This window comes from Paraburkholderia sp. JPY465 (assembly GCF_050436725.1).
Classification (GTDB): Bacteria; Pseudomonadota; Gammaproteobacteria; order Burkholderiales; family Burkholderiaceae; genus Paraburkholderia; species Paraburkholderia youngii.
In genome coordinates, this window is sequence record NZ_JBNDMT010000002.1 from 954,437 (window position 1) to 980,160 (window position 25,724).

Consider the following 25,724-nt stretch of genomic DNA (forward strand, 5'->3'; position numbering starts at 1 on the left):
GGCGGCTAGCGCGACGCGGTCGCGTTCGATTATCGAAGCGCGAGGTGTCAGCCGTGTTACCGCGTGGGCGGCCGCTGCGAAGGCGTGGTAACACCCATGATAGCGAGTTTTGCCTGGGCCTCCTCGGCTAGTGCAGCGGCCGCGCGAAGCTCAATTCGTGGCCGTCCGGATCGGTGATATGAAAATAGCGCTCGCCCCACGGCGCATCCGCGGGCGCGGACGACGGCTGCAAGCCCGCCGCCAGCGCCTTGGCATAGATCGCGTCGACGTCCGACACGTAGATGATCACGCGCCCCCACCAGTTGACCGGCGCACGCGCATCGGCGATCAGGTTCAGATACGAGCTGCCGAACGCGAACGACGTGAACGCCTCGCGCGGACCGCCATATTTGAGTGGGAGGCCGAGCGCTTCATAGAACGCGACGGCGCGCTGCATGTCGCTGGTGGCGAGCGTGATCGCGCTCAGAGACTCGATGCGTGGATCCGGCTGCGGAGGTTGCGGCGCTGAAGCGGTAGATGCGGACATGAAGTAGTTCTCCGTGGCGCGAGCGAGCGGCGAGCGACGGCCCGCCCCGGAAAGTGTCTCACACGCGATGGCCGCCAGTGCGGCCCGCGGCGACGGCCCCGGGCGCCCCGCCCCAGACGCCCTTGAAAACGCGCGCGACGCCCCGCATCTCGCAGCCCGTCTATCCGGAGCATCGTTATGGGAAGCCGTCCACGCTTCATCGATGACCTGTCGAGCGCCGCATCCGACGCCCCCGGGCCCCAATCCACCGACCTTTTGACCGACGGCGACGACGCGCTGCTCGACGCCTACTCCCGCACCGTGATCGGCGCACTGGAGCGCGTGCAGCAGGCGGTCGCGTTTATCGCCGTCGAACGCCGGCTGCCCGGCGACGCGTCCGCGCATGGGCGCGGCGCGCGCGGCGGCACCGGCTCGGGCTTTCTGTTCACGCCCGACGGCTACCTGCTGACCAATAGCCACGTCGTGCATGGCGCGACGCATATCCAGGTGACGCTGGCCGACGGCGCGAAGTTCGACGCCGATCTGGTCGGCGACGATCCCGGCAGCGATCTCGCGGTGCTGCGCATCGGTTCGCCGGAGCCGCTGCCGCACGTCGAACTCGGCGAATCGTCGAAGCTGCGCGTCGGGCAGATCGCCATTGCGGTCGGCAGCCCGCTGGGGCTGCAGCAGACCGTGACGGCCGGTGTCGTTTCGGCGCTGGGCCGGTCGCTGCGCTCGAACTCCGGCCGCATGATCTACGACGTGATCCAGACCGACGCGGCGTTGAATCCGGGCAACTCGGGCGGACCATTGATCAATTCGGCGGGTCAGGTGATCGGCGTGAATACCGCGATCATTCCTGGCGCGCAGGCCATCTGTTTCGCGACCGCGATCGATACCGCGAAGTGGGTCATCATGCAGATCTTCGCGCATGGCCGCGTGCGACGCGCGTATATCGGCGTGGCCGGCACGACGACGCCGCTGTCGCGGCGTGTGCAGCGCTACTTTGGGCTCGGCACGCAAAGCGGCGTGCACGTCATGGAGATCGTCAAAGGCAGTCCGGCCGCGCTCGGCGGCTTGCGCACCGACGACACGATCGTCGCGATCGACGCACAGCCGGTGCAGGATGTGGATGGTCTGCAACGCACGCTCGACGCTTCGCGTATCGACAAGCCGGTCAGCGTGACGGTGTTGCGCGGCGCGCAGCGGCTGGAGTTGACGGTGACGCCGGTGGAGCAGGCGGGCTAAGAAGACTGCGCCCGTATCTTGACTTACGCGCGCCCGCGGCTGCCGCGCGCGATCTCATCACCCGCGTCTCGCGGCAGCCGCCGCGTAATCGGAATCGACAGGCACGAGAACAGACCGACGACCAGAAACGCCGGCCAGAAATCGGAGAACACGATGTTCGGATGCCCTTGCAGACGATGGGAAATCAGCAGCACGATGCCCGAGATCGTCACGCCGAGGCCGAGCGACATCTGCTGGATCACGCTCGCAACACTCGTTGCGCGGCCGACCTCGCTGCTCGGAATATCCGCATAGGCCAGCGTATTGAGCGACGTGAATTGCAGCGAGGGAAAGAAGCCGCCTACCAGCACGATGCACCAGATCACCCAATGCGGCGTGCCGGGAAAGAACAACCCGTACACGGCGATCGCCAGACCCGCACACGCGGCGTTGACCATCAGCACGGTGCGAAAGCCGAAGCGTTCTAGAATGCGCGACGCCACCGTCTTCATGAAGATCGAACCGAACGCGGACGCGCATGTGATCGCGCCGGCTCTGAACGCGGTCATGCCGAGCCCTTCCTGCAACGCGAGCGGCAACAGGAACGGCACCGCGCCAAGACCGATACGAAACAGCGAACCGCCGATCACGCTCGCATGAAAACTCGGAATGCGCAGCAAACGCAGATCGAGCACCGGCAACGCGACGCGGCTCGCGTACAGCACATAAACCAGCAGCAGCACGATGCCGGTCACGCACATGCCCACCGATTCTCCTGTCGACACCAGTTCGCCGCCGACGAGCGAGAGCCCGAGCATGAACAGCGAAGCGCCACTTGCCGACAGCAAGAAGCCGAACCAGTCGAGCCGGCCTGGATGCGGCTCGCGCGTATTGGCGATGTACTTGTTGGTGAGCCAGATGCCGAGCAGCCCGATCGGCACATTGATCACGAAAATCAGACGCCAGTGCAGATAGGTCGTGATAAAGCCGCCAAGCGGCGGCCCAACCACCGGACCGAGCAACGCCGGCACCGACAGATAGTTCATCGCGCGAATGAACTCCGACTTCGGCAGCGAACGGAAGATGATGATGCGCCCCACCGGCACCATCAGCGCGCCGCCGATGCCCTGCACGAAGCGCGCAAGCACGAAGGTATCGAGCGAAGTGGACGCCGCGCACAGCAGCGAGCCCGCCATGAAGATGCCGATCGCGGTTCGGAAAACGGTGCGCGAACCGAAGCGGTCGGCGACCCAGCCGCAGATCGGGATAAAAACGCCGAGGCCGATCACATACGCGGTAACCGCAAGCTTCAGCGTGATCGGATCATGACCGAGGTCGCGCGCCAGAACCGGCAGCGACGTCACGATGACCGTGCCGTCCACGTTTTCCATGAACATCGCGCACGCGACGATCAGCGGAACGATGAAAGCGCCTAAAGCGAGCAGCATGTCATGGCGACGGGCGGCCCGCCATCAATGGAAAGCGCCGATTATGGCATTGCGGCGGCAACAAATGTTGCCGCGCGAGGGGATTGCCGCGCGCCGTGAGGCGCGCTGGCGCGCGGCGGAAGCTTTAGCGCGATGCGCTGACGAGCGGCTGCAACTGCGGCAGGATTTCGTCGGCCGCGCGCGCGACGTCGTTCGGGAAGTCGATCTCGATCCACGGCGCGCCGGTCACGTCGGCCGTGTCGAATACCTGGCTGCGCTCGAGCAGCAGGTCGCGCACCGCCTCTTCGTGCGGCATGTTCGCGCGGCCGCTGTCGATATAGCCCGCGACGATCTGCGTAAAGCGTCGTGCGGTTTCCTCGCGGAAGCGGAAGAAGCCGACCGATTCGCCGATCGTGTCGAACTCCAGATTGACCGCGAGCTGCTTGCGCAATTCGACCGGCACGCCGTCCTTCAGGCACAGCTTGACCGGCTCGTCGCCCGCTTCGAAATCGCGGTCGATCAGCAGACGGTTGACCGACTCCCCCGCCACCAGCGCGTTCAGGATGCGCTCGTCGTACAGCACGTCGGCGTCCATCAGCAGCACGTCGCCGCCGCGCGTCAACGCGTCGGCAACGGTGTGCACGGTCAGCACGCTGCCCAGATCGAAACGCGGATTGAGCACCGTCTCGACCTTATGCGGCCAGTTGATGCGCGCGAGTTCCGCCTGCACGGATTCCGGCTGGAAACCAAGCGCCAGCACGACGTCGGTCACGCCGGCGGTTTCGAGCATCTGCAGATGCCGTTCGAGCAGGCTCATGCCGTCGAACTGCAACAGGCATTTCGGAAACTGGGCTTGCGGCGGCTGCTGGAGACGCAGGCCGAGGCCCGCTGCGAGAATGATGGCGCGCATGCGCGGTCCTTTGAAAAAAGTACGGAGGTCAATCGGCAACCGGCACACGCCGCGGGGCGCGCCGACGTTGCCAGCTTCGTTCGCTGAAGTGCAATACCAGCAGGCCCGGCAGGCCCAGCAGGATTTCACGCGCACGCTTGGCGAGCGACAACGCCAGCGCCGCGTCGGGCGGCAAACCCACCAGCGGCGCGAGCAGCAGATAGCCGCCCTCCTGCACGCCGAGCGAGCCCGGAATCATGAAGGCCGCGCCGCGAATCGCCTGGCCGATGCTTTCCAGCAGCAGCGCGTCGATCCAGCCGACCGGATGGCCGAGAAAACGCAGCGCGAGCCAAACCTCGACCGTGCCGACGACCCAGCCGACGAGGCTCAGCGCAAAGCTCGCCGCCACGCGGCCGCGCTCGCGGTACAGCGACTGCACGGCGGCATCGACGGCTTCCGCGCGCGTCATCAGAGACGACCAGTCGCGCTTGCCGAACACCTTCGACACCACTGCGAGCAGACGGCCGAACAGGCCGCGCCGCTGCGCGAAATAAAACCCGGCGATCAGCGCGCCGAGCACGCAGGTCGCGATCAGCGTCGCGGTGCGCAGGTCGTGCAGCGTGCCGTGCGCGGCGTAGGCGCCGAACATCGCGAGGCCGCCGAGCGCGAACACGATTTGCGCGAGCGCCTGCCAGGTCGTGCTAACTGTGATCGCGGCGGCCGCGTCGCGCAGCAGCATGCCGCGCTGCGACAGTTGCCGCACCATCACCACTGGACCGCCGATCTGTCCAGCGGGCAGCAGGCTATTCACCGATTCGCCGATCCAGCGCGCGGACAGCGCATCGCGCAGCGAGAGTCCGGCTCGCGCGCGGCTTGCCGGACCTTCATGCGCGCCGTCATGGGACGGGTGGGCGCGCTTGAACAGCACCGCGATCGCGGCCGCATCGATCAAGAGCGGCACCACGTGGAACGCGGCGACGACCGCGAGCCCCCAGCCGGCTGCGAGCAAGGTCGACGCCACCGAGCCGAAGCCCTGCCACGCGAGCAGGCCGACGAACAGCGCCGAGCCGATCGACAGCAGAAGCAGCGCGGCGCGACTCATGCGGCGTCCTTGCCGCGCGAGGCCATCTGACGGAACACCTGACGGAAACCGAAATACGCGATTGCGTCCTTCATGTTCGAAACGAAGCGGCGCCACGGCCGCATATTGGGATCGGTGACGTATTCGAACGTCAGCGACACGCGAATCTCGTTCGGGCCGGCCGGCGTAATGCGATGCCGCAGCTTGTCGCCATCGAAAAACACGAGGCCGCCCGGTGGAATCTGCACCGAGCCGGGCTGGTCCGGCACCTGCGGATTGCGGGTATGCAGTTCGTAGTCGAGCCGGCACGACGATTCGTCGATCACGCCGAGCAGCAGCGTGTAGCGGCGCCCGTCGTAATACGAAGTATCGTAGTGCCAGCCGATATGGTCGCCGGGGCGCGTGTAGTAGTAGAGCGCGTACGCGTGCGGATCGTCCGCGGGGGACACCTGCAACTGGTCGCCGCTCAGCTGCTCGAGCCAGCCGATCAACTCCTTCGAGCGATACAGCTCGGCGATGAACGGCGCGAGACGGTCGATCGTATGGCGGCTGACACTGCCGCCCTGTTTGTGGCCCGGCAGATAGTTGCGGTTCACCTCGTCGAGCAGCGAGCGCGCGCTGTGAACCAGTTGCGCGGTGACTTCCGGCGCGAGGAAATCTTCCAGATACAGAAACGCGTCCTGCGCGGCGAAGTCTTTGCGCAGACGCGCGTTGTCGAACGTGCGGGTACGGCTCGCGACCGCGCGGTCGGCATCGGGCGCGGGCGTGAGCGCCGCGACGGGCGTGCCTGTCGACACGGGCGCGATCACGTCGTCTTCGGCGTGCAGATTCATTTGCCGGCCCACTGTTGACTGGTTTCGGAAGCGCTGGGGGCCTTGGCCGTCGGGCGAGCGCTGCGGCGCGCGACGCGCCAGTAGTCGATCACCACCCAGGCGGCGAACAGCGGCGCGCCGATCGACGCGACCACCACGAACGGCGCGACGACATTCGTCAGCGTGACGATGGGCAACAGGTAGAGCACGTCCTCGGTTTCGAAGCCCCCCACCGACGCCTGCTTCGTGCCGGCCTTGCCGACCATTTCCTCGATCCGCATGCGCAAAAAGAAGATCAGGGCAACCGCGACACCCGCAACCGCGCCGAGCGCGCCGGGAGCGAACTTCAAAGCATCGATCTGCGCACCGCCGACACCGATACCCATGCCGACGAACAGCATCACGGTCACGAGCGCATCGCAGGCGAGGTCGTAAAAATGACCGATACGGCTCGACTTGCCGCCGACGCGCGCGAGTTCGCCGTCCGTGTGATCGACGAAATTGGACAGAACGATCAGAAGTGCGCCCGCATTGGCCCACGCGAATCCCCCGTGCGCAAGGCACAGCGCGCCTGCGACGCCGATCAGCAGGCGCAGCGTGGTCAAATGATTCGGGGTGACCCAGGTATCGATTAGCGGTGTCACGAGCCGGCGGGCGAGCCGGGCGTCCCACGTACGTGGAGGCGGGACGTTTATTGGAGGTCGGGGTTGCGAAGTCATAAGGCGGAAATATATACGGGATTCTGAAAGCTTGCTGTTCTGTCGTATGTTTCCCCGCAATTTCGCAGATACCGTTCGTGTGTCCGCCACAAAGCGGAATTCGCCGAATCGCTGTAAAGTGCGAATCCAGTTGTGCCAGTCACGTGGAATCTGTTCGATGTGCAGCCCCGCTAGCTCCCTCCGGGGGATGGCGCAGTGGTTGCTAATCCACGACATCGACTGTGGACGCCCGCCTACACTCATGAACCGTTTTCTTGCCCCTCTGCTGTTTGCCGCAGCCGCCGCGCTGCCGCTGTCCTCGTTCGCCGTGGAGCTCGACGCGCCACTGGTATGCAATGAGAGCGGCCACCAGTTCATTGCTGATTTGATGCAGCAGCAACTGATCAACCCGAAGCCAAGTCACGTCGAAAGCAACTCGATCAACGCGTTCTCGCCGATGCCGGGTGCGCATCTGACCGCGTTCGGTTTCCGCGTATTCGCGGTGGTGGGCTTCGAAAAAGACGACCCGATGTTCCGGGTCGGCGACGGCGAACCGGTCGCGCAGTCCGCGTATGGCGCCGTCGTGTTCGGCGGCGACGACAAGGTTAAAAGCGCACTCGAGAACGCCGGCAGCACGGCGATCGTGCATCACGTCGCGCCACTGATCACCGCGATTTTTTGCAAGCGCAACTAGGCGGTGGCGGCACGCGCTGGCTGCGGCCATCGGTATTGAGATGGCTCCGAGCAGGGGTTGGCACGGTACAATTGCCGCAGATAGATTTTTCGGGGCTCCGCAAGGGCGTCTATCTGCCTCCTGGTCAACAGGGTCCGGCCGTGCTGGTTACGTCGGTCGCACCGATCAAGCGCTCCCGCGAAGTCATGAGGCCCCCGCGCGGGGCCTCACCTGTTTCTGGCCAGGCCACTCTCACACATCCAGTTCTTTTCTAGTGCCGACTCAGGCTCGGGTCGCGGATCGATTCGCCTCTCAAATCTTGCCAACTGCGCGATGATCGCCGGCAGCTTGAGCGACCAGCGGTGTCGGTCGGGGCAAAACGCGCGCGCCACATTGCGATGATCGAATATTGTGCGCGCGTCGCCGAGCACTTCGAAATCGAGTGGCCCGGTCGCGCCCGCTCCCAAACGACACGCAATGTGACGTGTATTCGACGTGGACCGTTGCCGTCACTGCAGGAAATCGCTGCGAGGCGGGAATCGCGAAAGTGAACGCGCTGGCAAGCAGATGAGCGAGGTCATAGCGAACGTTCGCCACGTCGATAAAACCCTCGTCGCAACATCAAAATCCATTTCAAGTCCACCTCGCGAGGCCGCCAAAGGAGACCGCAAATTATCGCGAGATTCCCGTTCGCTGGCTCCTCAGCCGGATGGCCTAAGACGATCCGATCACGACGCAACCGCGCCTACGACGGCCGCTTACCCCGGCCGGCGAAACTCGTTCGCCACCCACGCGGCGGCGCTCGCCTTGCTGAGCTTGAAGGTCGGCGCAACCTGCACCTGCGCGATCTGCTCGCCGAAAATATCGAGCGCGCTCAACAGCGCGTACGGCTCGTCCTCGTCCGGAACGATGTCGAGCGTGATGTCGAGTTCGTCGTTGCCGTCCGCGCTCGGCACGCGCACCGCCTTGTGCAGTTGCGCGCGCAGTTGCTGCTCGTGGCGACGCAGCACTTCCGCTGCGGTTTTCACCAGCGTGTTGAACGCCGATACGTCGAGCGGCTTCGGATCCTTCTTGTTGCGACCCATCGTCCAAGGTCCGACGAGCGCGGGCTCCGCCTCGCCGTCCTTGATCATTTCGACGGCCCAGCCTTCGTCGTCTTCGTTCTTGATGATGCGCGCGGTCCAGCCGTTATCGCGCCACAGACGCTCTTCATGCAAGCTTTCGTCCGGTCCGGACGAGTCGTCGGCCAAGGACCCGGCATTCGTGTCGGTCGAGGGAAAGGGCGTGTCGTTCATCACAGGTTCACTCACTTCGCGGGGCGCACAAACAGATTACGAACCCGCGATTCTACCTGCCCGGCCCGCTTCGCCCCGCTCGCTCTGACGAACGGACAAGGCGCGTTCGGAACGGCGAATCCCCTCGAGCGGCGAAAAATTCTATTTAACCTTACGCGACAATGTATAAGACCGCTTTAAACGTCAGATAAAAAAACGCGGCCCGAAAGCCGCGTGTAAAAATGAAAAAGACACCCTTTGGTCGAAGGGGTCTATGTAAATTATAAGTGGCATCCCATCGCGATTTAACGCTTTCTACGTAAGACTGCGTTGCACAAAATGGTGGGAATCGGTGCCAATGCGCGCATCCGGTGCGCGCCGGGAAGCCTTTGCGTCGTAACCGTCCGGCAACATCGTGGCTTCACATCGCAGCCGCCCATTCGTCATTAAAAATGATTTGCTTTTGGCGACCTGCACTTACACGATTAATTCACATAAATCCCGGCTTCGAAAATAAACGGTTGTAAATCGCGTAATTAAATATCTGCATAGCGGCAATTACACTTCACCGGAAATCGTCAGTCAACATGCCGAGTCATCCCTGAGTGAATCCCGAACATGCAAAGAACTCTCATCACGGCAGGCTTGCCGCACGCCGTTGAACAATGACCAGAACACCGAAAGCAGTACGATGTTCAATCGCCAGACGTTCGTCGGCCTGAAGAGCGATCAGTTCGGCACGCTGACGCTCGGCCGCCAGTACGACTCGGTCAGCGACTACCTGGCGCCGCTATCGGATGCGGGCGGGGGCTACGGCAATAATCTCGCGGCCCACCCGTTCGACAACGACAATCTTTCCGGCTCGTTCTCGATCAGGAATGCCGTCAAGTACTCGAGCGCGAACTACGCGGGCCTGAAGTTCGGCGGCCTGTACGGTTTCAGCAACGCGGCCGGCCAGTTCGCCAACAATCGAGCATGGAGAGCGCGGGTGCTTCGTACGACAACGGTCCGTTGAGCCTGGCCGCTGCCTATCTGCAGTTGAACAACTCGGGCAGCTCGCATCTGAACGGCGCCGTGTCGCAAGGAAACGGCACCGCGGCAATCGCGGCCGATCTGCAACGCACGTTCGGCGCGGGCATCAACTACTCTTACGGGCCGGCCACCGCGGGCTTCGTCTATACACATACGCAACTCGACGGCATCACCGGCGTGAACGTCGGCGGCGCGACGCTGCCTGGCATTGCGGGCACCAACCTGCATCTGGACAACTATGAAGTGAACGGCCGGTATGCGCTGACGCCGGCAGTGAACCTCGCCGCGTCGTACACGTTCACCGACGGCAAGGTGAGCGGCTCCAACGGCTCGGGCGATCCGAAGTGGCACACCGTGTCATTGCAAGGCGATTACTCGCTGAGCAGGCGCACCGACGTGTATATCGAAGGCGTGTACCAGCATGCGTCGGGCGCACTCGGCAACTTCGGCGCGAACGTCGCGGCGATCAATACGCTTGCGCCGTCGTCGACCGGCAATCAGGTGGCCGCGGCAGTCGGTGTGCGGCATCGCTTCTGACGGCGGTTCTTCGCCCGCTCTGCGTGCAGGCATTGCGGCGCGCGGCCATCCCTCCGCGCCGCGGTCGAACCTGCGCGTGACACGATCACGTCGCGGGTTTTTTCATGGGCCTTACGGTTTGCCGTCAGACCAATAAACCCTTCGCCGCGCTAGTGACGACCTCGACGCATGCTCGGTATACTGCCCCGGCCGCCGTGCGACGCCGCGAAAGCGCGCCGCCGGCACGGTAGCTTCGTCGCGAAGCATCGCGCTGTCCGCCAGCGCACGCGCTTCGCCCGCGCCTCACCTTCCCATGCATGACCGGGAACGCCGACGATCGGATCATGAAAAGACTTCTCCTGCTTGTCCCCACTGTCGCCCTCACTGCCACCCTCGCCGCTTGCGGTTCGTCGGGCGGCCCCGCGCGCGATGCGTCCGCGCCGCTCGTGTACGTGTCGTCCTCACGCACGCCTGCGTCCATCGCTGCCTGTCTCGAAGACCGTCTGCCGCGCGTGCGTACCGCGCACACCGGCGCCGCGACCGAACTCGCGGTCGGCGCCGATTCGCACAACTCGTACTTCGTCACGCTGACCCCGCTCAACGGCAGCACGGTCATCAAGGTCATTCATCCGGCCAATGCGCCCGACGATCCGCCCGAAGAGGAAATGCGCTTCGATATCGCGCGCTGCGCGACCTGAGCGACGCGGCGCACCTGAACGCCGTGCGCACGATTTACGGAAGGCCGATGCGCGATTTTTATCTCGCGCATCGGCTATTTTTTTACGCGCTCATCTGCGAACATAGCCGCCCTTTGTTTTTGGCGCGGCACCTGTGCCGCGAGTGTCGATGGCATCCAGCAAAGCGCATCATGCGACCGGTTTCGCAGCCGGCATCATCGCGGCGGCGATCGTCGCGCGCAGCGGCGGCGGCCCGTTTCACGCTGGCGTGCTGCTGAGCTTCATCGCCGGCGTGGCCGGCAGCACCGCGCCGGACTGGCTCGAAGTTGCATGGTGGTCGCGCGCGCGGCGGCTGTGGATCACGCATCGCACGTTGACGCATTGGGGCATCGGCTGGCTCGCGCTGCTCGCGGCGTCGTATCACATGCTCGGACATTCGATCTACGCGGCGCCCGCGTTCGGCTTCGCGTGCGGCGGCCTGATGCATCTGCTCGCCGACTGGCCGAATCCGCTCGGCGTGCCGTGGATCGCCGGGCGACATTCGTTGAATCTATGGAATAGCGGGCACTGCGATCTGATCGTCGTCGCCGCGTCGTGGGTGGCCGCGTGGTTCATCGGCGAGCATGTGTGGCTGCATGGCATGCATGCGTTGCCGTGGATACGCCATTGGCCGATCAGCTAGCGCAGCGATGCAGCCGGCCGCGGCCGGGCGGGCATCACTGCCGCCCGTTGTCGGTGCGCTCTCCTTCGCGGATCTTGCCTTGCGATACGCTGCTGCCCGGCGGCACGCTATGCGTGAGCCACACGTTGCCGCCGATCACCGATCCGCGCCCGATCGTCACGCGTCCGAGAATCGTCGCGCCCGCGTAGATCACGACGTCGTCCTCGACGATCGGATGCCGCGCGTTACCCTTGATCAGCGTGCCGTCCTCGTCGGCCGCGAAACTCTTCGCGCCGAGCGTGACCGCCTGGTACAAGCGCACGCGCTCGCCGATGATCGCGGTCTCGCCGATCACCACGCCGGTGCCGTGATCGATGAAGAAGCTCGGCCCGATCGTCGCGCCCGGGTGAATGTCGATGCCGGTCGCCGAGTGCGCGATCTCGTTGATGAAGCGCGCGAGCAGCGGCACGCCGAGCCGATGCAGCGCATGCGCGAGCCGGTGATGCGTCATCGCCCACACGCCCGGATAGCACAGCAGGATTTCGGTGATGTGCTGCGCGGCGGGGTCGCCGGTGTACGCAGCCTGGATGTCGCTGACGAGCAGCGCGCGGATGCCCGCCAGCTGCGTCGCGAACTCGCGCGCCACTGCGAACGCGCGCTCGCGTAACTCGGCGTCGGACGTCGCGCCGAACTCGGGCAGGAAGCGCAGCGCGCGGCGAATCTGTTCGGCGAGCAGCCGCAACGTGCTTTCGAGCGTATGGCCGACGTAGTAGTCGACCGTCTCGTCGGTTAGATCGGGCGCGCCGTAGTGCGTCGGAAACATCGCGGCGCGCAAACCGGTCACGATACTGACCACCGCTTCGCGCGACGGCAATTCGCGAATGCCGAGCGGATGCCGCGTGCGATGCAATTGCTCGCGCGAGGCGCGCAGGTCGGCGACGATCTGTTCAAGGCCCCAGTTCGGGGAAGGCTCGTTGGGCATAAGGGACGGCGTCGTGCAGCGTGCACGGTTCAAAGTGGTTATCCAGCAGAGATTACCGCGTTTTAACGCTGCCCGCCCGGCAGCGCGCAGACCTGCCCGGATTCAATGCGTCGGCGCGCGTCGGCACGCGCGCATCGTTCCCTGACTTCAGATTGTCAGACTGCTCGCGTCGATCCAGCGCACTGCCCAATCGCGCGCATGTGCGATCGCGGCGGCTTCGTCGGAGAAGCGCAGTTCCGTGGGGAAGAAACGGTTGGCGACCAGTTCGCCGTCGCTCGAGCGCGAGATCACCACATACGGTTGCCAGAAGCCGTCGCCCGAGCGCGCCGGTTCGCAATTCAATAGATAGCCGCGATGTGTGAATGCAGCATCGAAGTGCATGAGTCACCCGCCCCTGAAGCCCCGTAACATTTTCTCAGTCGCGCGGCCATTTGTTTGTTAATTTTTTCCGACCATGCTGAACAGCCGGAGCATGCCGCCAATTTATCCGCGCGTCGGTCGCAGGAGTAGAATCATACTCTGTAGGAAATACGCGTCCATTAAAAAAAATGAAATGAATCGCGCACGTCATCGCCATTCAATCGCGAGGCAACGCCACTCGCATCGAATCTTGGCGGACAACGCATCGCGACTCCCGCGCACAGCGGCGCCGTGTCTGTCGGAACGGCTTTTGCTCTTTTCTTCGAATGTCCTCTTCAGGAGATGCACGATGAACAGCGCGATCAGCAAACCCGAAAACGCCGGCACGAAACCAGACCCGAGGGACCCGCCAACCACGGACCTGCACAACGATCGCACGCATGACAGCACCGTCGACACCGACGGCAAGAACCACGAAGCGGCCCGTCTGGCGGGCCACGGCGCGATCTCGCCCGACGAAATCACAACCAGCAATGCAACGCTCGAGAACAGCGTGCCCGAGGCGCTCGACGGCATGGCCGGCTTCGACAGCCGGCTCGGCGGCAACCATCTGCTGCTCGCGCTCGAGCCCGGCTATGCGGTAATCGACAAGGGCATGGTCGAACCGCTCGCCGTCTACTCGGCCGACAACCAGTACAACGACCCGCGTCCGGTCGGACAGCGCCAGGAGCGCGGGCGCATTCACTACGCGCTCAATCATTTGCGACCCGCGCGCGTTATCGAATTACACCGCGTGAAATAGGCGGACGCGCGTATCATCCCTTTATACGCGCGCGTTTGAATTACCGCGTTTATTCCGATTAAATCAGGCATTCACGTAGCACGCACCGTTTTATTCGGGTGCGTGCTTTGCTTTGTTTAACGTTGGTTCGTTTAACGGAGTTGCGGATGAAAAGGATCGTCGTCATCGGTGCCACGGGCACGCTGGGCCAGGCCGTCAGCGCGGAGTTGAAGGCGCGTCACGAGGTGATCGAGGTGGGCGCGACGCGCGGGCAATATCACGTCGACAGCACGGAGCCCGCGAGCGTCGAGCGGCTGTTTCGCGACATCGGCAAGGTGGACGGCGTCGTCACCGCGACCGGCCACGTGCATTTCGGTCCGCTGGCGCAAATGAGCATCGAGCAGTTCTGGGTCGGGCTGCGCGACAAGCTGATGGGTCAGATCAACGTCGTGTTCGCGGCACTGCCGTATGTGAACGACGGCGGTTCGTTCACGCTGACGAGCGGCATTCTGGCAGACGAACCGATCGCGCAGGGCGCGAGCGCGACGACCGTCAATCTCGCGCTGGAAGGCTTCGTGCGTGGCGCGGCGATCGAGATGCCGCGCGGGCTGCGCATCAACCTCGTGAGTCCGACCGTGCTGACTGAATCGATGGAGGCTTATGCGCCGTTCTTTCGCGGCTTCGAGCCCGTCAGCGCGCAACGCGCGGCGCTTGCTTATCTGCGCAGCGTGGAAGGCGCGCAGACGGGGCGCGTGTATCGCGTCGGGTATTGAGCGTCAGTGAATTTCCGGCTCGCCCGAGCTCTCGGGACTCGCGCCGCCACGCTGCAGGAAGTCGAAATCGCAGCCTTGGTCCGCCTGCATCACGTGCGCCTGATGCAGGGCGCCATAGCCGCGCTCGAAGCGCGCCGCCGGTTTGACCCACGCGGCCTTGCGGCGCGCGAACTCTTCGTCCGATATCAGCAGATTCAGCCTGCGGCGCGGCACATCGAGCTCGATCAGATCGCCGTTTCGCACCAACGCCAGCGGCCCGCCGACGAACGCCTCGGGCGCCACGTGCAGCACGCACGCACCATAGCTCGTGCCGCTCATCCGCGTGTCGGAGATGCGCACCATGTCGCGCACGCCTTTTTGCAGCAGCTTGCGCGGGATCGGCAGTTGCCCCCACTCGGGCATGCCCGCACCGACCGGCCCCGCGTGCTGCAGCACCAGCACGCAGCTTTCGTCGATGTCGAGCGCGTCGTCGTCGATGCGTGCGGCCATGTCGTTGTAGTCGCTGAACACGACCGCGCGGCCCGTATGCACGAGCAGATGCGGCTCGGCCGCGCCGGGCTTGATCACCGCGCCGCGGGGCGCGAGATTGCCGCGCAGCACCGCGAGGCTGCTGTCGCGCAGTAGCGGATTCGTGCGGCGGCGGATCACGTCGTCGTTAAAAATCTGCGCGCCCGCGAGGTTCTCGCCGAGCGTGCGGCCGTTCACGGTTTTCTGCGAACCGTCGATCAGCTCGCCCAGTTCCGCGAGCAGCGCGCGCAAACCGCCCGCGTAGAAAAAATCCTCCATCAGATACGCGCCGGTCGGCCTGATGTTCGCGAGCACGGGCGTGCGGCGCGCGATCTCGTCGAAGCGATCGAGCGTCAACTCGATGCCCGCGCGCCGTGCAAGCGCGATCATATGGACGACCGAATTGGTCGAGCCGGACAGCGCGACGCAAGTCGTCACCGCGTTATCGACCGAGGCCGCGGTGATCAGGTCCGACGGCTTCAGATCCTCCCACACCATCTCGACGATACGCATGCCGGTTTTCGCGGCCATCTGCGCATGACGCGAATCGGCCGCGGGCGTCGACGCGAAGCCGGGCAGCGTGAAGCCCAGTGCTTCGGCCGCGCTGGTCATCGTCGACGCGGTGCCCATCGTCATGCAGTGCCCCGGCGAGCGCGCGATGCCGCCCTCGACGCCCTGCCACTCTTCCGGCGTCAGCGTACCCGCGCGCAGGTCGGCCCAGTATCGCCATGAGTCGGAACCCGAGCCGAGCGTCACGCCGTTCCAGTTGCCGCGCAGCATCGGGCCGGCGGGCAGAAAGATGGCGGGCAGATCCATCGAGATCGCGCCCATCAGTAGCGCGGGGGTGGTCTTGTCGCAGCCGCCCATCAGCACGACGCCGTCGGCGGGATACGAGCGCAGCATCTCCTCGGCTTCCATCGCGAGGAAATTGCGGTACAGCATCGTGGTGGGCTTCTGGAACGGCTCGGACAGCGTCTGCACAGGCAACTCGATCGGGAAGCCGCCGGCCTGCCAGATGCCGCGTTTCACTTCCTCGACGCGCTGCTTGAAATGCGTGTGGCACGGATTGATCTCGCTCCACGTGTTGAGAATCGCGATGACCGGCTTGCCCGCGTATTCCTCCCGGTTGTAGCCCATCTGCGCGGTGCGCGAGCGGTGGCCGAACGAACGCAGATCGTTCGCGCCATACCAGCGCTGACTGCGCAATTCCTCGGCGGTCTTTCTCTTCGTCAACGTCTACTCCACGATTGACGCCGACCACGCGTCAGCGCCGCTGTTCCTTTACGCGAGACACGATCTGCGTCGGGCTCACGAATTGTAGTGCGATCAGCACCCAGATCAACGTGATCGCCATATAGATCATCGCCATCGCATCGATCGATTGCGGCGCGCGCACGCCGGTCGAAAACACAGCGTAATACAACGCGACCACCAGCGTTTGCGTGGCAGGACCGGCCGTAAAGAACGTCAGCTCGAACATGCCGATCGTACGCACCAGCACGAGCAGCCCTGCGGCCAGCATACCCGGCACGAGCAGCGGCAGCAGCACGTAACGGAAGTAGCGGAACGTGTTCGCGCCGAAAATGCGCGCGGCCGCTTCGAGATTCGGATCGATCTGCTCGATGAACGGTGTCATCACCAGAATCACGAATGGCAGCGCCGGTACTAGGTTCGCAAGAATCACACCCCATAGCGTGCCGGCGAGGCCGACCTTGTACATCACGGTCGCCATCGGAATGCCGTAGGTGACGGGCGGCACCATCAACGGCAGCAGAAAGATCAGCATCGCAAGGCGCTTACCGCGGAATTGCACGCGCGCGAGCGCATACGCGGCAGGCACGCCGAGCAGCACCGACAGCAGCACGACCGCGCCGACCACCTGCACGGTCACCCACAGCACGCTCGCGAGCTGAAAGTCGCTCCACGCCTGCGCATACCAGTGCAGCGTGAAACCTTGCGGCAACGCGGTGCCGAACCAGCGCGTCGCGATCGAATTCACCGCGACCGTCGCAATCAGCAGCACGACGTTGATCAGGAAAAACGCCATCACGGCCCACACCAGCACCTGCCAGATGCGGCCCGGCAGGTTCGCTCGCTGACGCGCGTGTTGCGCGGGCTCGCGGGCGCCATCGCCCGGCTGCGGCGCCGCGGATGCGGAAGCGGAGGTGGACGCGGGCCAGTCGGGCTGCGTCGCGCGACGATCGGTCGTCATCAGCCTTTGCCTCCCGTCACGGGACCACGATAGAACCAGCGGCGCGCGCCGAGCAGCGCGGCGACCACCAGCAGTTGCACGAAGCCCATCACCATCGCGATCGCCGACGCCAGCGAATAGTCGTAGCTCTCGAACGCGGCTTCGGCCGCGGCAATCGACATCACGCGCGTCGGACCCGCGGGCGCGCCGAGCAGCACCGCCGACGGAAACACCGAGAACGCCTGCACGAACGACAAACATGCGGCCATCGTGAGCCCCGGCACGAGCAGCGGGAAATAGATGCGGCGAAACTGCTGCCACGGACTCGCGCCGAGCGTCGCCGCCGCGCTCGCGAGTGTCGGGTCGATGCCGGTCACGTACGACAGCGTCAACAGAAACGCGAACGGAAAGCCCGACACGATCAGCGACAGCAGCACGCCCGTGAAGTTGTGCGTGAGCCGCACCTCTTGCGTGTACAGATGCAGCGCCTGCAACGCCTGCGGCAGCCAGCCGTGGGGACCGAAATACGTGAGCATGCCGTCGGCGATCAGCACCGTGCCGAGCGTCACCGGAATCACCAGCAGCGTCGTGACGAGCTTCTGATAACGCGAGTAGCGGCGCAGCGCGAACGCGACCGGCACCGACACGCCGACATTGATCAGCGTGGCCGGCACCGACAGCTTCAGCGTGACGAGAATCGTCGGCCACATCGACGTGTCGGTGAAGAACGTCAGATAGTTGGCCCATAGACCGCCGCCGTTCATCGGCCGGAACGACAGCGCGAGACCGTACGCGAACGGATAGATGAACAGCGCGACGATAAAGAGCAGCGCCGGCGCGACGAGCCAGGCCTTGGCATCGCGCGGCGCGCGGGGAGTAAGCGGGAGGACGAGCGTCGGCGTGTTCATGCGGCCTCGGCATCGTAGACGAGCACGCACGACGGCCGCACGCGCAGCATGATGCGCTCACCCTCCGCGCATTCACCGGTTACGCGCGCCCACACGTCGCCGAACGCGGTCTTCACGCGCAGCAGCGAATCGTGCCCACCGTATTCGACGGCGTCGATCAGCGCCTCGAACGCGTTGTCGGCGCCGGGCTGGGCACGTTCCATGTCTTCGGGGCGCAGCGCGACGCTCACGCGCTTGCCGTCGAAGCCGGCCATCGCCGTGCCGATCAGCCGCACGCCGTTCGCACTGACCACCACGCCCTCGCCTTGCATGCCCTCCAGCGTGAACTCGGCGACGTTGCGATAGCCCACGAAGCGCGCGACATGCAGATTGCGCGGCCGCGTATAGACCTCTTTCGGCGTCGCGACCTGCTGCACGACGCCCTCCCTCATCACGACGATGCGATCGGCCATCGACAGCGCTTCGTCCTGATCATGCGTCACGTACAGCGTCGCGCGTTCGAGCTGCGTATGGATGCGGCGAATCTCCGCGCGCATTTCGATGCGCAGCTTCGTATCGAGATTCGACAGCGGCTCGTCCATCAGGATCAGTGGCGGCTCGATCACGATCGCACGCGCGATCGCGACACGCTGCTGCTGGCCACCGGACAATTGGCCGGGCAGCTTCTGCTCATGCCCTGTCAGTTGCACCAGTTTCAACGCCTCGCGTGCACGGCGCGCGATCTCGCTCTTGCCGACGCCGCGCATCTTCAGCCCGAAGCCGACGTTGTCGAGCACGCTCATATGCGGGAACAGCGCGTAGTTCTGGAACACCATGCCGAAGCCGCGCTTTTCCGGCGGCAGCACGTCGATGCGCCGCTCGTCGAGCCAGATGCCGCCGCCGGTGAGCGGCTGCAATCCGGCGATGCAGTTCAGCGCCGTCGATTTGCCGCAACCCGACGGTCCCAGCAGCGCGATGAACTCGCCGCGCCGGATCGTCAGATCGAGACCCTGCAGCGCGGCGATCGCGTGACCTTGCGCGTTCGTGAAACTGCGGCTCACCGAGTCGAGCCGCAACTGCTCAAAGTGATGCTTCATACGGTTTCCTGATCCGCGTGAGACGACGGGGGTCGCAAGTGCCGCGCGTGCGGTGCGCGCGGCGCATCAGCAGTTAAGCCGAGGCGCGGATGATCGCCGCAAACACGCAGCGCGGCGCTACCTCACGCCGCGCTGCGTTTCGCCTCGTTTTCCGTCGCAATGGTGAAGGCCTAACGGGTCTTCTGCGCGCCGATGTCGGTATCCCACTTCTTGAAGGCCGCGACCATTGCCGCCGCATTCAGCGGCATCGCATGCGGACGATCGCTCAACATCTTCGCGTATTCCGGCCGGCCATACTTTTGCAGCACCTCCTGGCTATGCGCGGGCGCCTGCTCGATCGTGACGCCCTTGATCGCCGGGCCCGGGTAGAAGTAGCCGTCGTCGTAGGTCAATGCCTGCTGCGCGGGCTCCAGCATGAAGTTCATCATCTTGTACAGCACGTCGAGCTTTTCCTTCGGCACGCCCTTCGGAACCACCATGTAGTGCGCGTCGTTGACCCACGTCATGTTGTCGAACGGCTGTACGCGGAATTCGGCCGGCACGATGCCGAGCGCGCGCGGATTGATGTCCCAGCCGGTCACGGTCACGGTCATGTCGCGCGTTCCTTCGCCCAGTTCCTTCATCACCGCCGAGGTGCCGCCCGGATAGTACGGAATGCAGTCGTTCAGCTGCTTCAGGTACGCCCACGTCTTGTCCCAGCCGTGCACCGGGTCCTGCGGGTCCTTGTCGCCGAGCACGTACGGCAAGCCCATCAGGAACGTGCGGCCAGGACCGGAATTGGCCGGCCGCGCGTAGATCAGCTTGTCGGGGTGGGCCTTGCACCATTGCAGCAGTTGCTCGGGTGTCTTCGGCGGATCGCTGACCTTGGCCGGGTTGTATTCGAGCAGCGGACCAGCCGGCATATATGCGACCTCGAGCCCGTAGCCCTGCGCGAGATCCTGCATCTTGCGCGGGCCCGGCGCGTACTTGTCGAGCACACCGGGGAACTGCGCCGCGTTATCGGGCAGCAGTTTGATCCACAGGTTCTGTTCGATGCCGGCCGCGAGCGCGTCGGTGCCGGTCAATACGAGGTCGATATCGGAGCGTCCCGCGGCCTGCATCGCCTTGATCTTGCCGGGCAATTGCGGCGAAGGAGCGTTCGTGAACGTGATGTTCGCGACGAGATTCGGGTTCTTGGCCTTGAACGCCTCGAAGCCCTTCTGCGTGAGTTGAAGATCGCCGGCCACGTCGACGATGTTGATCGTGACCGGATCGGCCGCGTGCGCGGCAACGGCGAACGCCGCGCTTGCGGCGATACAGACGGATACCAGCTTGAACGACAGCCTGTGCGAAACAGTCATTACGTCTCCTCGCTTCTTGGTATGGAAGCCCGCTGGTCGATGTGTTGCGTGCGGACGGTATCTTTCTACCAAGGGAACATAGCGAAGCGCAACAGCCGATGTCAAGCAAATAGTCCAGAGCGCGGGGCCTGGACGAAAACGGCTCGATTGACGTGAAATCCTTGCCGTTCAATGCCTGGTAACGCGAATTAAGGGCAAACCCGAGCATCCGCAGTGGCTGCAACACAAGTTGTCTGGTTAGCGGACAACTGCTCAACCTCCGCGCACGCCCTGCGTATTGACGAACAGCGAATACAAGCCGTGGCTCGCCGCCATGAACAGACGGTTGCGATGCCGTCCGCCGAAGCAAACGTTCGCGCAACGCTCCGGTAGCGCGATATGGCCGAGCGGCTCGCCTTGCGCGGTGAAGACGCGCACGCCGTCGAGTTCGTCGGTGCCCATCCCCCAGCCGCACCACAGATTGCCGTGCACGTCCACCCGAAAGCCGTCGGGGGTGCCCGGACCCGCATCGATCAGCACGCGGTTGTTCGACACCGTCGTGCCTTTGCCATTGGCCTCGACATCGAATACGCGGATCTTGCGCGGCTCGCCGCGCGATTGGACCACGTACAGCAGCGACTCGTCCGGCGAAAACGCGAGGCCGTTCGGGGCGAGCACGTCGTCGATGACCATCGAGACCTCGCCCGTCTGCCCGTCGATCCGATACACGCACGGCTTCAGTTCGGACTGCTGCTGCTCGCCCTCGTAGAAGCCTTCGATGCCGAAGGTCGGGTCGGTAAACCAGATCGAGCCGTCCGATTTGACGACCACGTCGTTTGGCGAATTGAAGCGCTTGCCCTGATAGCGGTCGGCGAGCACGGTGATCGAGCCGTCGTACTCGGTACGCGTCACGCGCCGCGTCAGGTGCTCGCAACTGACGAGACGCCCTTCGCGATCGCGCGTATGGCCGTTCGCATTGTTCGACGATTGACGGAACGTGCTGACCGCGCCAGTCGTTTCGTCCCAGCGCAGGATGCGGTCGTTCGGAATATCGCTCCACAGCAGATAACGGCCGTCGCCGAACCACACCGGCCCCTCCGACCAGCGCGTGCCCTGATACAGGCATTCGACCGACGCCGACGCGATGATCAACGACTTGAAGCGTGGATCGAACACGCGGATGGAGGGATCGGGATAGCGTCTACTGTGATCGGTCATGTGCTTGCCTGCGTGTCGGAGCGGTTCGATTGGGTGGGCGCGAACTCGCGCTCGAGAGCGAGCAGCGTGCACGCGGTCTGAGCGATCTTCGCATGATGCTCGCGCGGCGTCGAACTGAGCAGTGGCAGCAGCGGCCCCATGTCGGCGAGGCCCGTGAATGTGATCGCATCGTGCAGCACGCGGATCAGCGAGATGTCGTTACGCAGCGTTTCGAGCGGCATGAATGCATCGTACAAACGTTGGGCGGTGTCGTTGTCCGCGCTATCGGTCCCGTCGGGGCTCCGGCCGCTTTGCACGGCGCCCAGCAGCGCCATGACCATGCTCGGCGCGATGCAGCCGCTACCGGTCGTCCACGCAGCCAGCCCGAATTCGCGCAGATGCACGAGCGCCGGCCGCTCGCCCATGCCCCATACGATCTTCGCGGCCGGCACCCATTGCAGCAGCCGGCGCAGATACGGATCGTCGGCGGGATCGTCGCGCGGGATCGCGTATTTGACCGCGCTCAACGTGCCACGCTCGACGAGCCGCCCGAGCGTATCGACAGCGACATAGTTTTCGCTCTTGATATACAAGGTGAGCGGCATGCCGGCCGTGTCGGCGATCCGCGTGAGGCCCGTCTCGACGCCCTCGGACGTCGTAAAGCCGCCGAGCGGCAGCACCATCGCGGTGCGGTAACGCGTCTGCGCGAGGATGCGCGCCTGATCGAGCATCTTGCCGTAGTCGGGACCGAGCGCCGGAATCACGCGTGTACCCGGACTCGCGGCCTCGGCGAGCAGGTCCAGTAGCTCGCGGTATTCGCTGACCGCGACGTGATAGAGGTTCGCGTTGCCGCCATACAGTAGCGTGCGTACGCCACCCGCTTCGATATGGCGGATCAGCGCAAAATTCTGGGCAGGGTCGAGCGTGTAGTCGGCGCGACGCGCGAGCGGCGGCACGGCCATGACCGACGCGGCGAACTCGCCGTCGCGGAGCGGAGATTCGTTCATGATGGCTGACGCGCGAAACGCGCTGGGCGGAGGTTTCACGGTAGCATCGGCATCACAATGTCGTCAAACAACCTGCGCATGGCGGTCGCACCAGCATGCCGCCGGCGGCGAATTGCCCGGGAGCCGTTCACGAGATTTCCTTTTGTATAACAATGATGCCGCCGCCCACATGGAAACGGCGCAGGCGCTTTTTTTGGCAGGACCGACTCGACGCGCAAATAACCCGCTTTCCCAAATAATCGAATAAATGCGATTAATTCCGAAGCACGAAAGAAATAATGCTGTCAATGAAACATATTAAAATGCGGTAGCCGGATGCGGATTAGCCGCATTTCTCGCCCGACACCCCGGGCGGGTTAAAGGTCTATTTCAATCAGCATAATAATAGGCAACGCCGTCCCTGCTATCACATGGCTGCTATCGTTTACCCCGCGGAGCGCCAGCGCATTGCTTTCGAGTTTTTAGTGATAGATTATGCGGACCAAAAGAGCGGACCGAAGTTTGTCTGCCAATAACCGCGAATGGGATGTTTGCGAGCCTGAGAGAGCCAAGAAATTGTCGCTACACTTTATCGAGCAGATGGCACCGCTACTGGACGCCGCCGACGAGGCGGAATGGTTCGGCGCGATTACGGGCCTCGCCGAAACGTGGGGCTTCGACAGGATACTGGTCGCGATGCTGCCCCGGCCCACCATGCGTCTCGAGGACGCTTACCTGCGCAGCACTTACGCGCCGGCATGGCGGCAGACCTATGACGAACAGGGCATGGTGCATATCGACCCGACGGTCGCGCACTGCCTGTCACGCTCCGCGCCGCTCATCTGGACGCCGGAGATTTTCGCCACCCCGCCACAGCAAGCCCTGTACGAGGAAGCCCGCTCGTACGGCTTGGGTGCGGGTGTGACGCTGCCGATTCACGGGCCGAATCAGGAAGCCGGCATGATGTGCTTCGTCAATGACGACAAGCCGTCGGACGGGTTCAGGCGCCATGTGAACGCCGCGTTGCCGAACCTCGTGCTGTTGCGCGACCTCGTGATCGACACCAGCAAACAGCATCTGGATTCGCATGCGCAGAGCTTGATGCCGAAGCTGACTCCGCGCGAGCGCGAATGCCTGAAATGGACCGCACGCGGCAAATCCACGTGGGAGATATCCCACATCCTGAGTTGTTCGGAAGCCGTGGTGAACTTCCACATGAAAAACATCAGGGCGAAATTCGGCGTGAATTCACGGCGCGCGGCCGCCGTGATCGCGGCCCAGCTTGGGCTTATTGACCCGGGTTGAGCAGCGCGGCCGCGTCGCGGCTGTACATCACGCGCTCGGCGCGACCCAGATCGGCATCCGACACGGTTTTCATGAAGTAAAGGCCAAGCAGGATCGACACCGGCGCCGGGATCTCCGCGCCCGACTCGAAGCGGCTGCCGCGCGACTGCGTGACGCCGAAGCGAGCCCAGAAACGACGCTGGCTCTCTTTTTTCTTCTTCCGGTAGGCAATGATCAGAACACGATCCACTGCCGAAGAGACCTCCGAGGGGCGCGCCTGGAGGTGGGTTTGCGGTTGCCAGTGATTGTCGAGGAGTTCCATTTTGGACCCTTGTAGGTTGGGGGCGGTTACGTGGATGAATTTTGCGATACCCGATAAGCATCCACACCTATCCAGGTAGGTAGGTGGCGCAAAGATTCAGAATGCATAAGTTTTCCTGCGTATCTGGCAGCCCCAACACGCACAGGAGAACGTCATGCAAACCACGATCCGTATTGGACTCCGGCAGGAATTCGACAACGAACTGATCAACGAGATGTACCGGCTGCGCGCCCGGGTCTTTCACGGCCGGCTCGGCTGGGAAATTCCGACCATCGCGGGAATGGAGATAGACGGCTATGACGCGCTCGGGCCGTACTACATGCTGATTCAGGGCGAAGACGAACGGTTGCGCGGCTGTTGGCGACTGATGCCGACCGAAGGTCCGAACATGCTCAAGGACACCTTCCCGCAACTGCTGCATGGCGCAGCCGCGCCGGTCGGCCGACATATCTGGGAACTGAGCCGCTGGGCGATCGAAACCGACGGGGAGGAACAGTCTTTTGGTTTCACGGATATGACAATCCGCGCAATTCAGGAAGTGATGCGTTTCGCACAGCGCATGGGCATTACGCATTACGTCACGGTGACCACCACGCCGATCGAGCGCATGCTGCGCCGTGCCGGGCTCGATATCAGCCGGCTCGGGCCGCCGCTGCAGATCGGCGTCGAGCGGGCCATTGCGCTCGACGTCGCGGTAAGCGCGAAAACGCTGACCTCGCTATTCGGGCCGGTCGCCGACGCGGCTTGAGCCGCGCCGGAGCCTGGCGTCACCGAAAATCTCGACACCTTCACCCGCGCGCGTCGGCTCAGGAACCGAACATCCGTTCCAGCGCGTTCTCGAGATGCGCGCGCATCGCGGCGCCCGCGGCCGCCGAGTCCTTGCGGCGGATCGCGTCGAGCACCGCCATGTGCTCGGCCTGCACCAGCCGCTGCCGCTCCACCGTTTTGACCAGCGACAGATTGCGCGACAGGTTCATGCTGAACAGGATCTGTTCCTCGATGAACGACATCACCGTGATGAAAAACGGATTCTTCGACGCCCGCGCGACCGCCTGGTGGAACAGGAAGTCGTCCTTCGCGCCGATGCCCTGCGCCTCGATGATGCGCTCGAGCTCGTCCCACGCATGCTGGATCGCGGCGATGTCCTGGGCGTCGGCCTTCAGCGCTGCCTGCGCGGCGGCGCCCGCTTCGGTCACGATGCGAAATTCATAGCAGCGGCGGATATCGGACAGCGTCTCGAGTGGCGCGAAGCGGCGCACATCGGGGTCGGGGCGCCGCGCGACGGTCGTGCCCGAGCCGTGCCGCGTCGAGATGATGCCGTCGGCACGCAGTCGCGCGAGCGCTTCGCGCACGGTCGGCCGGGACGTGGCGAAACGCTCCGCCAGCGCATGCTCGGTCGGCAACCGCTCGCCTTCCTTGTACTCGCCTTCGAGGATGCGGTTGAGAATGTCGCCGTAGATCTGGTCGGGTAAGCCCTTAGTTTTTCGATCGTTCATCAGCGGACTGGCCAGCTTGTCTGAATATGGCCTGATTGTAAGGCCAACCTTGTTTCAGCTTCAGCAAACT

General features: G+C 64.1%; 26 protein-coding genes and 1 pseudogene. 9 read left to right on the forward strand and 18 right to left on the reverse strand.

What is annotated here, in order from left to right; all coding sequences use genetic code 11:
• Window positions 1–127: 127 nt before the first annotated feature.
• The gene (locus tag QFZ94_RS06440) at window positions 128–526 is read right to left on the reverse strand and encodes a VOC family protein (protein ID WP_429455937.1); all 399 of its coding nucleotides are present in this window, start codon (window positions 524–526) and stop codon (window positions 128–130) included.
• Between the two features lie 177 nt (window positions 527–703).
• Between QFZ94_RS06440 and QFZ94_RS06445 the strand changes: the two genes are divergently transcribed.
• A complete protein-coding gene (locus tag QFZ94_RS06445; RefSeq protein ID WP_429455938.1) occupies window positions 704–1,753 on the forward strand; it encodes a S1C family serine protease in 1,050 nt (349 codons plus the stop codon).
• A gap of 23 nt (window positions 1,754–1,776) precedes the next feature.
• Here QFZ94_RS06445 and QFZ94_RS06450 read toward each other — a convergent pair whose 3' ends face one another.
• The 5 genes from QFZ94_RS06450 to QFZ94_RS06470 all read right to left on the reverse strand — a co-directional run bounded on the left by QFZ94_RS06450 (window position 1,777) and on the right by QFZ94_RS06470 (window position 6,660).
• Window positions 1,777–3,180: an MFS transporter gene (locus QFZ94_RS06450; RefSeq protein ID WP_368585132.1), complete on the reverse strand. Its 1,404-nt coding sequence runs from the start codon at window positions 3,178–3,180 to the stop codon at window positions 1,777–1,779.
• A gap of 124 nt (window positions 3,181–3,304) precedes the next feature.
• The gene (locus tag QFZ94_RS06455) at window positions 3,305–4,069 is read right to left on the reverse strand and encodes an NTP transferase domain-containing protein (RefSeq protein WP_013092354.1); all 765 of its coding nucleotides are present in this window, start codon (window positions 4,067–4,069) and stop codon (window positions 3,305–3,307) included.
• A gap of 28 nt (window positions 4,070–4,097) precedes the next feature.
• Complete coding sequence (locus QFZ94_RS06460; RefSeq protein ID WP_368585131.1) at window positions 4,098–5,150, reverse strand: lysylphosphatidylglycerol synthase domain-containing protein; 1,053 nt, start codon at window positions 5,148–5,150, stop codon at window positions 4,098–4,100.
• The gene (locus QFZ94_RS06465) at window positions 5,147–5,962 is read right to left on the reverse strand and encodes a HalD/BesD family halogenase (RefSeq protein ID WP_429455939.1); all 816 of its coding nucleotides are present in this window, start codon (window positions 5,960–5,962) and stop codon (window positions 5,147–5,149) included. Before QFZ94_RS06465 ends, QFZ94_RS06460 begins: the two co-directional genes overlap by 4 nt.
• Window positions 5,959–6,660, reverse strand: a complete 702-nt coding sequence (locus QFZ94_RS06470) for a CDP-alcohol phosphatidyltransferase family protein (RefSeq protein ID WP_429455940.1) — start codon at window positions 6,658–6,660, stop codon at window positions 5,959–5,961. Before QFZ94_RS06470 ends, QFZ94_RS06465 begins: the two co-directional genes overlap by 4 nt.
• Before the next feature lie 241 nt (window positions 6,661–6,901).
• On the opposite strand from QFZ94_RS06470, the gene QFZ94_RS06475 reads away from it, so the two are divergent.
• Window positions 6,902–7,333 (forward strand): hypothetical protein, encoded by a 432-nt coding sequence (locus QFZ94_RS06475; protein WP_368585128.1) that lies wholly within the window; start codon window positions 6,902–6,904, stop codon window positions 7,331–7,333.
• Between the two features lie 737 nt (window positions 7,334–8,070).
• Here the strand turns inward: QFZ94_RS06475 and QFZ94_RS06480 are convergent.
• Window positions 8,071–8,607 (reverse strand): hypothetical protein, encoded by a 537-nt coding sequence (locus QFZ94_RS06480; RefSeq protein WP_429455941.1) that lies wholly within the window; start codon window positions 8,605–8,607, stop codon window positions 8,071–8,073.
• A gap of 658 nt (window positions 8,608–9,265) precedes the next feature.
• Here QFZ94_RS06480 and QFZ94_RS06485 point away from each other — a divergent pair.
• The 3 genes and pseudogenes from QFZ94_RS06485 to QFZ94_RS06495 form a co-directional block, all read left to right on the forward strand.
• Window positions 9,266–10,155, forward strand: a pseudogene (locus QFZ94_RS06485) (porin); the annotation flags it as partial.
• A gap of 323 nt (window positions 10,156–10,478) precedes the next feature.
• Window positions 10,479–10,832 carry a hypothetical protein gene (locus QFZ94_RS06490; protein WP_429455942.1) on the forward strand — a complete coding sequence of 118 codons (354 nt, stop codon included), beginning with the start codon at window positions 10,479–10,481 and terminating at the stop codon, window positions 10,830–10,832.
• 148 nt (window positions 10,833–10,980) lie between these two features.
• Window positions 10,981–11,493, forward strand: a complete 513-nt coding sequence (locus tag QFZ94_RS06495) for a metal-dependent hydrolase (protein ID WP_429455943.1) — start codon at window positions 10,981–10,983, stop codon at window positions 11,491–11,493.
• Window positions 11,494–11,527: 34 nt separating this feature from the next.
• Here QFZ94_RS06495 and epsC read toward each other — a convergent pair whose 3' ends face one another.
• Window positions 11,528–12,454: a serine O-acetyltransferase EpsC gene (epsC, locus tag QFZ94_RS06500; protein WP_429455944.1), complete on the reverse strand. Its 927-nt coding sequence runs from the start codon at window positions 12,452–12,454 to the stop codon at window positions 11,528–11,530.
• 147 nt (window positions 12,455–12,601) lie between these two features.
• Window positions 12,602–12,835, reverse strand: coding sequence for a hypothetical protein (locus tag QFZ94_RS06505; RefSeq protein ID WP_429455945.1), 234 nt, complete (start codon window positions 12,833–12,835; stop codon window positions 12,602–12,604).
• 328 nt (window positions 12,836–13,163) lie between these two features.
• On the opposite strand from QFZ94_RS06505, the gene QFZ94_RS06510 reads away from it, so the two are divergent.
• On the forward strand, window positions 13,164–13,616 hold the full coding sequence (locus QFZ94_RS06510; RefSeq protein WP_429455946.1) for a DUF3005 domain-containing protein: 453 nt from the start codon (window positions 13,164–13,166) through the stop codon (window positions 13,614–13,616).
• A gap of 146 nt (window positions 13,617–13,762) precedes the next feature.
• Window positions 13,763–14,368, forward strand: a complete 606-nt coding sequence (locus QFZ94_RS06515; protein WP_368585122.1) for a short chain dehydrogenase — start codon at window positions 13,763–13,765, stop codon at window positions 14,366–14,368.
• A gap of 3 nt (window positions 14,369–14,371) precedes the next feature.
• Here QFZ94_RS06515 and araD read toward each other — a convergent pair whose 3' ends face one another.
• The 7 genes from araD to QFZ94_RS06550 form a co-directional block, all read right to left on the reverse strand.
• Window positions 14,372–16,108 carry an L-arabinonate dehydratase gene (gene araD / locus QFZ94_RS06520; RefSeq protein ID WP_429455947.1) on the reverse strand — a complete coding sequence of 579 codons (1,737 nt, stop codon included), beginning with the start codon at window positions 16,106–16,108 and terminating at the stop codon, window positions 14,372–14,374.
• Window positions 16,109–16,139: 31 nt separating this feature from the next.
• Window positions 16,140–17,087 carry an ABC transporter permease gene (locus QFZ94_RS06525; protein ID WP_176384963.1) on the reverse strand — a complete coding sequence of 316 codons (948 nt, stop codon included), beginning with the start codon at window positions 17,085–17,087 and terminating at the stop codon, window positions 16,140–16,142.
• Window positions 17,087–17,974, reverse strand: a complete 888-nt coding sequence (locus QFZ94_RS06530; protein ID WP_429455948.1) for an ABC transporter permease — start codon at window positions 17,972–17,974, stop codon at window positions 17,087–17,089. The genes QFZ94_RS06525 and QFZ94_RS06530 overlap by 1 nt, the downstream gene beginning before the upstream one ends.
• Entirely contained in the window at window positions 17,971–19,050 is a 1,080-nt protein-coding gene (locus QFZ94_RS06535) for an ABC transporter ATP-binding protein (protein WP_429455949.1), read from the reverse strand. Before QFZ94_RS06535 ends, QFZ94_RS06530 begins: the two co-directional genes overlap by 4 nt.
• Before the next feature lie 170 nt (window positions 19,051–19,220).
• Window positions 19,221–20,390, reverse strand: coding sequence for an ABC transporter substrate-binding protein (locus tag QFZ94_RS06540; RefSeq protein WP_410850623.1), 1,170 nt, complete (start codon window positions 20,388–20,390; stop codon window positions 19,221–19,223).
• Window positions 20,391–20,642: 252 nt separating this feature from the next.
• On the reverse strand, window positions 20,643–21,587 hold the full coding sequence (locus tag QFZ94_RS06545; protein WP_368585116.1) for an SMP-30/gluconolactonase/LRE family protein: 945 nt from the start codon (window positions 21,585–21,587) through the stop codon (window positions 20,643–20,645).
• Complete coding sequence (locus QFZ94_RS06550) at window positions 21,584–22,573, reverse strand: dihydrodipicolinate synthase family protein (RefSeq protein WP_429455950.1); 990 nt, start codon at window positions 22,571–22,573, stop codon at window positions 21,584–21,586. The genes QFZ94_RS06545 and QFZ94_RS06550 overlap by 4 nt, the downstream gene beginning before the upstream one ends.
• 579 nt (window positions 22,574–23,152) lie before the next feature.
• On the opposite strand from QFZ94_RS06550, the gene QFZ94_RS06555 reads away from it, so the two are divergent.
• The gene (locus QFZ94_RS06555; RefSeq protein WP_368585114.1) at window positions 23,153–23,857 is read left to right on the forward strand and encodes a helix-turn-helix transcriptional regulator; all 705 of its coding nucleotides are present in this window, start codon (window positions 23,153–23,155) and stop codon (window positions 23,855–23,857) included.
• Here QFZ94_RS06555 and QFZ94_RS06560 read toward each other — a convergent pair.
• Window positions 23,841–24,158: a hypothetical protein gene (locus QFZ94_RS06560; RefSeq protein WP_013092374.1), complete on the reverse strand. Its 318-nt coding sequence runs from the start codon at window positions 24,156–24,158 to the stop codon at window positions 23,841–23,843. The two genes, QFZ94_RS06555 and QFZ94_RS06560, sit on opposite strands and share 17 nt — an antisense overlap.
• A 154-nt stretch (window positions 24,159–24,312) precedes the next feature.
• Between QFZ94_RS06560 and QFZ94_RS06565 the strand changes: the two genes are divergently transcribed.
• Complete coding sequence (locus QFZ94_RS06565) at window positions 24,313–24,906, forward strand: acyl-homoserine-lactone synthase (protein WP_410850626.1); 594 nt, start codon at window positions 24,313–24,315, stop codon at window positions 24,904–24,906.
• A gap of 58 nt (window positions 24,907–24,964) precedes the next feature.
• On the opposite strand, the gene QFZ94_RS06570 is transcribed toward QFZ94_RS06565, so the two are convergent.
• Complete coding sequence (locus tag QFZ94_RS06570) at window positions 24,965–25,654, reverse strand: FadR/GntR family transcriptional regulator (RefSeq protein ID WP_368585112.1); 690 nt, start codon at window positions 25,652–25,654, stop codon at window positions 24,965–24,967.
• Window positions 25,655–25,724: the final 70 nt, after the last annotated feature.

Excerpts from the sequence above, each read along its gene's own strand:
- QFZ94_RS06540 (WP_410850623.1), bottom strand. The coding sequence starts at position 20,390 with ATGACTGTTTCGCACAGGCTGTCGTTCAAGCTGGTATCCGTCTGTATC.
- QFZ94_RS06555 (WP_368585114.1), top strand. The coding sequence starts at position 23,153 with ATGGCACCGCTACTGGACGCCGCCGACGAGGCGGAATGGTTCGGCGCG.
- QFZ94_RS06495 (WP_429455943.1), top strand. The coding sequence starts at position 10,981 with ATGGCATCCAGCAAAGCGCATCATGCGACCGGTTTCGCAGCCGGCATC.
- QFZ94_RS06490 (WP_429455942.1), top strand. The coding sequence starts at position 10,479 with ATGAAAAGACTTCTCCTGCTTGTCCCCACTGTCGCCCTCACTGCCACC.
- QFZ94_RS06530 (WP_429455948.1), bottom strand. The coding sequence starts at position 17,974 with ATGAACACGCCGACGCTCGTCCTCCCGCTTACTCCCCGCGCGCCGCGC.
- QFZ94_RS06515 (WP_368585122.1), top strand. The coding sequence starts at position 13,763 with ATGAAAAGGATCGTCGTCATCGGTGCCACGGGCACGCTGGGCCAGGCC.
- QFZ94_RS06460 (WP_368585131.1), bottom strand. The coding sequence starts at position 5,150 with ATGAGTCGCGCCGCGCTGCTTCTGCTGTCGATCGGCTCGGCGCTGTTC.
- QFZ94_RS06470 (WP_429455940.1), bottom strand. The coding sequence starts at position 6,660 with ATGACTTCGCAACCCCGACCTCCAATAAACGTCCCGCCTCCACGTACG.
- epsC (WP_429455944.1), bottom strand. The coding sequence starts at position 12,454 with ATGCCCAACGAGCCTTCCCCGAACTGGGGCCTTGAACAGATCGTCGCC.
- QFZ94_RS06480 (WP_429455941.1), bottom strand. The coding sequence starts at position 8,607 with ATGAACGACACGCCCTTTCCCTCGACCGACACGAATGCCGGGTCCTTG.
- QFZ94_RS06550 (WP_429455950.1), bottom strand. The coding sequence starts at position 22,573 with ATGAACGAATCTCCGCTCCGCGACGGCGAGTTCGCCGCGTCGGTCATG.
- QFZ94_RS06570 (WP_368585112.1), bottom strand. The coding sequence starts at position 25,654 with ATGAACGATCGAAAAACTAAGGGCTTACCCGACCAGATCTACGGCGAC.
- QFZ94_RS06450 (WP_368585132.1), bottom strand. The coding sequence starts at position 3,180 with ATGCTGCTCGCTTTAGGCGCTTTCATCGTTCCGCTGATCGTCGCGTGC.
- QFZ94_RS06560 (WP_013092374.1), bottom strand. The coding sequence starts at position 24,158 with ATGGAACTCCTCGACAATCACTGGCAACCGCAAACCCACCTCCAGGCG.
- QFZ94_RS06545 (WP_368585116.1), bottom strand. The coding sequence starts at position 21,587 with ATGACCGATCACAGTAGACGCTATCCCGATCCCTCCATCCGCGTGTTC.
- QFZ94_RS06440 (WP_429455937.1), bottom strand. The coding sequence starts at position 526 with ATGTCCGCATCTACCGCTTCAGCGCCGCAACCTCCGCAGCCGGATCCA.
- QFZ94_RS06455 (WP_013092354.1), bottom strand. The coding sequence starts at position 4,069 with ATGCGCGCCATCATTCTCGCAGCGGGCCTCGGCCTGCGTCTCCAGCAG.
- QFZ94_RS06445 (WP_429455938.1), top strand. The coding sequence starts at position 704 with ATGGGAAGCCGTCCACGCTTCATCGATGACCTGTCGAGCGCCGCATCC.
- QFZ94_RS06565 (WP_410850626.1), top strand. The coding sequence starts at position 24,313 with ATGCAAACCACGATCCGTATTGGACTCCGGCAGGAATTCGACAACGAA.
- QFZ94_RS06535 (WP_429455949.1), bottom strand. The coding sequence starts at position 19,050 with ATGAAGCATCACTTTGAGCAGTTGCGGCTCGACTCGGTGAGCCGCAGT.
- QFZ94_RS06475 (WP_368585128.1), top strand. The coding sequence starts at position 6,902 with ATGAACCGTTTTCTTGCCCCTCTGCTGTTTGCCGCAGCCGCCGCGCTG.
- QFZ94_RS06505 (WP_429455945.1), bottom strand. The coding sequence starts at position 12,835 with ATGCACTTCGATGCTGCATTCACACATCGCGGCTATCTATTGAATTGC.
- QFZ94_RS06525 (WP_176384963.1), bottom strand. The coding sequence starts at position 17,087 with ATGACGACCGATCGTCGCGCGACGCAGCCCGACTGGCCCGCGTCCACC.
- QFZ94_RS06510 (WP_429455946.1), top strand. The coding sequence starts at position 13,164 with ATGAACAGCGCGATCAGCAAACCCGAAAACGCCGGCACGAAACCAGAC.
- QFZ94_RS06465 (WP_429455939.1), bottom strand. The coding sequence starts at position 5,962 with ATGAATCTGCACGCCGAAGACGACGTGATCGCGCCCGTGTCGACAGGC.